The following is a 4,033-nucleotide window of genomic DNA, read 5'->3' as shown; positions in this document are numbered from 1 at the left end:
GCCAAACTGGAAGCCCATTACGAAGCCATCCCGCAAGCCACCGGCAGTGGCACAGTGCTGTACAGCGACTACCGGCTGGCCGAGCCGCAGCTCTACTACTTCCAGACCGACCATCTCGGCACCCCGCTGGAAGTCACCGACACCGACGGCAACCTCGCCTGGGTTGGCCACTATCGCGCCTGGGGCAAACTCGACAAGGCCAGAGGCGGCAACGGTAACAACGCCGTCACCGACAACCCCTTCCGCTTCCAAGGCCAGTACCACGACGAAGAAACCGGGCTGCACTACAACCGCCATCGGTACTATGATCCCGAGATAGGGCGATTTATCACCCAGGACCCCATCGGGCTAATGGGTGGTGCGAATCTCTATCAGTATGCCCCCAACCCCACCATCTGGGTTGATCCGCTTGGATTGAATAAGTCATGCTGTCGATGTCTTTACCGTGGGGTCAGTGCGAATCACCCAGCACTTGACGATGCCACACAAGGTGTTGTCAGACCAGCAAACCCAAATGCGAACCTGTCTCCCGAGCAGCACGCAGAAGGAGGGTTAACCGGAGAAAGCCAGTACGTCTCATGGACTCCGGATAAGTCTCTCGCATTGCAACACGCCAACAAGGATGGAGCTGGTGGCGTTCTGCTTTCAGTCCCACAGGGTGCTCCTCAGTCGGGAGATTCATGGTCATGGGGATGGACTCATATAAACGACTGGGGGGAGGCAGAAATGCTTCAAGAAGGAACTAGGACCGGAGTAAACGTCTCTCGCGAGGGGTGCCTATAATGGATATGCTCCAGCATGCAAAATTTATACTCAGCCAAGCCTTTGACAAGAGGGAGCTGAAAGAAAAGATTGAAAAAATGTCACTAGACACACTTTCTCTTTATGGAGAAAACCCTAGAAAAACATCAGCATCTTTCGCAAAACAACAAGCAGAAAGCCGTCACAAAATGGCGGCAGAGGGAAAAATAAATGCTTTTGGCATGAAAGAGCTAATCAACCAATTAACTCAACACTCCGGCGAAGACGAGATACTCTTCTACTACGTAAAGACAGAGGGGCATACTGGAGAAATTTATTTTCTTAAAGACTCACTTATCGGAGTCCAGTTTGTAGAGCGGAAACATGGAAAATATGCTCCCGGCTACCGCCCAGATATGCTATAAGCGATGCATTTCTGAAAGCTGAAATTGAGACCTTATGGATTTGATATAGGGATGGGCCACTCATGCAAACGGGATTTTGGGGTGGTGTAGGTGAGCAACCTTGAATTCGAGAAGCCTTACACACTCGAGCAGCTTGTAAGGCTATTGGCTGATGGCGTCAAAGCCGCCAGTGATTTCTGTGTGTACACAGATGAGTATGAACTCACTGGGATCCCCAGCCTCACCTGTTATCTTGCTGGCTATCCTGAGATAGATGATGACGATGAGGAATTATACCCTGCCTTCGTTAGAGAAAATAATCTGGAATTATTCTTTTACGGAGACCAGCTCGAAGATGTCGTCAGAAATGCATTAACTCAAAAAGCAAACGCTTCAGCTAGCGAGATTATTGATGGGATCAACTGGTATATAAAAAGCGATACATTTATTGATCTTGCGTAACAGATAAGCCTAAGCATATCGCCAGCATTGGCTATTGAGTATTTAACTGGATCGAAGCAACAAGCGAAGGCCCCCAAGCATTGCCATGGGGGCTGAAGAACCTTCTCACGCCAGAGTTGGCGGCCTGCCAGCTTGTCAGCTACCGCCTCGTAGAAACGGGATAAGGACGTGTGGCCGCCAAGCGACACCAGCGCTTGGCGCTCTACACTTTCCATGTCCCCCGAGCTGACAGTGTTCACCTGGGACGGCGATCTACTGCAGAGTGAAGAAAGCTTCCAGGGCAAACCGCCGACGGCCTTCCCTGCCGAGCCGCTGGAACTCGCACGTGAGAACCCGGAACGCAGGCTGTCGGTTCCGGTCGCCCAGCGCGTGCATAGCCTGGACACGGTGGCCATGGTGCCTCAGCGCCGCGTCAGTTACCTGTTCGAACCAGGCAGCTTCATCCCCGCTGCCAAACTGGAAGCCCATTACGAAGCCATCCCGCAAGCCACCGGCAGTGGCACAGTGCTGTACAGCGACTACCGGCTGGCCGAGCCGCAGCTCTACTACTTCCAGACGGACCATCTTGGTACCCCGCTGGAAGTCACCGACACCAACGGTAACCTCGCCTGGGTCGGTCACTATCGCGCCTGGGGCAAGCTCGACAAGGCCAGAGACGGCAACGGCAACAACGCCGCCACCGACAACCCCTTCCGCTTCCAGGGCCAGTACCACGACGAAGAAACGGGCCTGCATTACAACCGATTCCGCTACTACGACCCGCAGATCGGTCGCTTCACCACCCAGGATCCGATAGGCTTGGCAGGTGGCGAAAACCTGTATATGTACGCGCCCAACCCTACTGGATGGGTGGATCCGCTGGGGTTGGCTGGTAGCGAGACCTTGAAACCAGGCCCTTATGCCACGGAATCTATTCCTGCAAGGGGACCTGAACGCAACTTCACCTTAGACGAAAGGCAACAAATAAACACCATTGGGTATCGTGATGGCTGCCATACATGTGGCTCCATAGAGCCCGGCACTAAAAGCGGCGACTTCATTCCTGACCACCAAACTCCAAATGCGTTGAATGAAGCAGGAGAGCCTCAGCGCCTATACCCCCATTGTAGACAATGCAGCCTCAGGCAAGCAGGGCAAGTTACACAGCAAAAAAGGAGGAATGGCCGATGAAGAAATATGCTATTTCAGATTGGATTAATAGCTCGGGGGGGCCATTTGTAGTGATGGAGGAAGGTAAAGCTTCTTTATGGAAAGGAGTAAACGGATCTTCCTCTGATTATTATTTGGCCTGCCAGACAAGTGATTATATTGAAAAGTTATATCTACATGACACGGAGATACTTGTCTTGGGGGATGAGCCCTTGCAGACAGCGATTGCTTTTTCAGATGATCGGCAGTTGATTGTTCGATGGAAGTGGGCTGATAGTGAACCCGATGTACAGAACGCCATTGAAAAAATCGATTTTGATACCGTGCACTTTATCGAGAAGATAACCGTTGACTGGAAAAGTCAGCCATTAGTTATATTTGATGCAGCCGATGAGTTCGACCCAACTCAATGTTTGGAGTTTTCAACTCGTGAGAACAAGGCCAAAATCTCAACTTTTATCCATCAACCCACCTCTACCACATCACTATTAGTTCATTCTATTGATTCCATACCATAGGTGCTCACTAAGCCGCCACAGAGAGTCAGACTCCCACTACAACCCGAATGCTTGGAGCCTGGATTCATAGAATAACTGCAGCACTTTGGACAACGCGGTAGAAGCAGGAGGGCCAGCGCCGGTACCCTCTCTGATTTACCGACCAAAGTGAAGCCTGAACTCAACCAATAAGTGCAGCACTCGCCGGGCCGTCCGCGCCAATGAGGGCCTGCTGCTGACCAGTTGGGGCCAGCCAGCCACTACGCCCAGGCACCTGCTGCAGGTGATGCCGCCCTGCCCACCACTCAGGCCCGTTATGGCTACGATGGTCTGGGGCGACGGGTCTGGAAACAGGTCGAGCATCAGGGCCAGTCCCCCGAGCTGACGGTGTTCACCTGGGACGGCGATCTCCTGCAGAGTGAGGAAAGCTTCCAGGGCAAACCACCGACGGCCTTCCCTGCCGAGCCGTTGGAGCTCGCACGCGAGAACCCGGAACGCAGGCTGTCGGTCCCGGTCGCCCAGCGCGTGCATAGCCTGGACACGGTGGCCATGGCGCCTCAGCGCCGCGTCAGTTACCTGTTCGAACCAGGCAGCTTTATCCCCGCTGCCAAGCTGGAAGCCCATTACGAAGTCATCCCGCAGGTCACTGGCAGCGGCACCGTGCTGTACAGCGGCTACCGGCTGGCCGAACCAAAGCTCTACTACTTCCAGACGGACCATCTCGGCACCCCGCTGGAAGTCACCGACACCAACGGTGACCTCGCCTGGGTCGGTCACTAT

The 4,033-nt window shown here is 53.6% G+C and carries 6 protein-coding genes; all 6 read left to right on the top strand.

The window, feature by feature from the left end; translation table 11 throughout:
• Window positions 1-54: 54 nt before the first annotated feature.
• Entirely contained in the window at window positions 55-783 is a 729-nt protein-coding gene (locus tag BUE38_RS23425) for an RHS repeat-associated core domain-containing protein (protein WP_327077527.1), read from the top strand.
• The gene (locus BUE38_RS21985; protein ID WP_073437391.1) at window positions 783-1,166 is read left to right on the top strand and encodes a hypothetical protein; all 384 of its coding nucleotides are present in this window, start codon (window positions 783-785) and stop codon (window positions 1,164-1,166) included. The genes BUE38_RS23425 and BUE38_RS21985 overlap by 1 nt, the downstream gene beginning before the upstream one ends.
• A 90-nt stretch (window positions 1,167-1,256) precedes the next feature.
• A complete protein-coding gene (locus tag BUE38_RS21980; protein WP_073437390.1) occupies window positions 1,257-1,607 on the top strand; it encodes a DUF7716 domain-containing protein in 351 nt (116 codons plus the stop codon).
• A 213-nt stretch (window positions 1,608-1,820) separates the two neighbouring features.
• A complete protein-coding gene (locus BUE38_RS21975; protein WP_084542098.1) occupies window positions 1,821-2,777 on the top strand; it encodes an RHS repeat-associated core domain-containing protein in 957 nt (318 codons plus the stop codon).
• A complete protein-coding gene (locus BUE38_RS21970; protein WP_073437388.1) occupies window positions 2,774-3,274 on the top strand; it encodes an Imm21 family immunity protein in 501 nt (166 codons plus the stop codon). The genes BUE38_RS21975 and BUE38_RS21970 overlap by 4 nt, the downstream gene beginning before the upstream one ends.
• 222 nt (window positions 3,275-3,496) lie before the next feature.
• The coding region (locus BUE38_RS21965; RefSeq protein WP_200802219.1) for an RHS domain-containing protein at window positions 3,497-4,033 on the top strand (537 nt) is incomplete at its 3' end.

Source organism: Halomonas cupida (assembly GCF_900142755.1).
Classification (GTDB): Bacteria; Pseudomonadota; Gammaproteobacteria; order Pseudomonadales; family Halomonadaceae; genus Halomonas; species Halomonas cupida.
The sequence above is the reverse complement of the archived record's forward strand: the minus strand, read 5'-3'. Positions and strand labels throughout refer to the sequence as shown.

Coding starts and splice junctions, on each gene's coding strand:
- BUE38_RS21970 (WP_073437388.1), top strand. CDS start 2,774: ATGAAGAAATATGCTATTTCAGATTGGATTAATAGCTCGGGGGGGCCA.
- BUE38_RS21975 (WP_084542098.1), top strand. CDS start 1,821: ATGTCCCCCGAGCTGACAGTGTTCACCTGGGACGGCGATCTACTGCAG.
- BUE38_RS21985 (WP_073437391.1), top strand. CDS start 783: ATGGATATGCTCCAGCATGCAAAATTTATACTCAGCCAAGCCTTTGAC.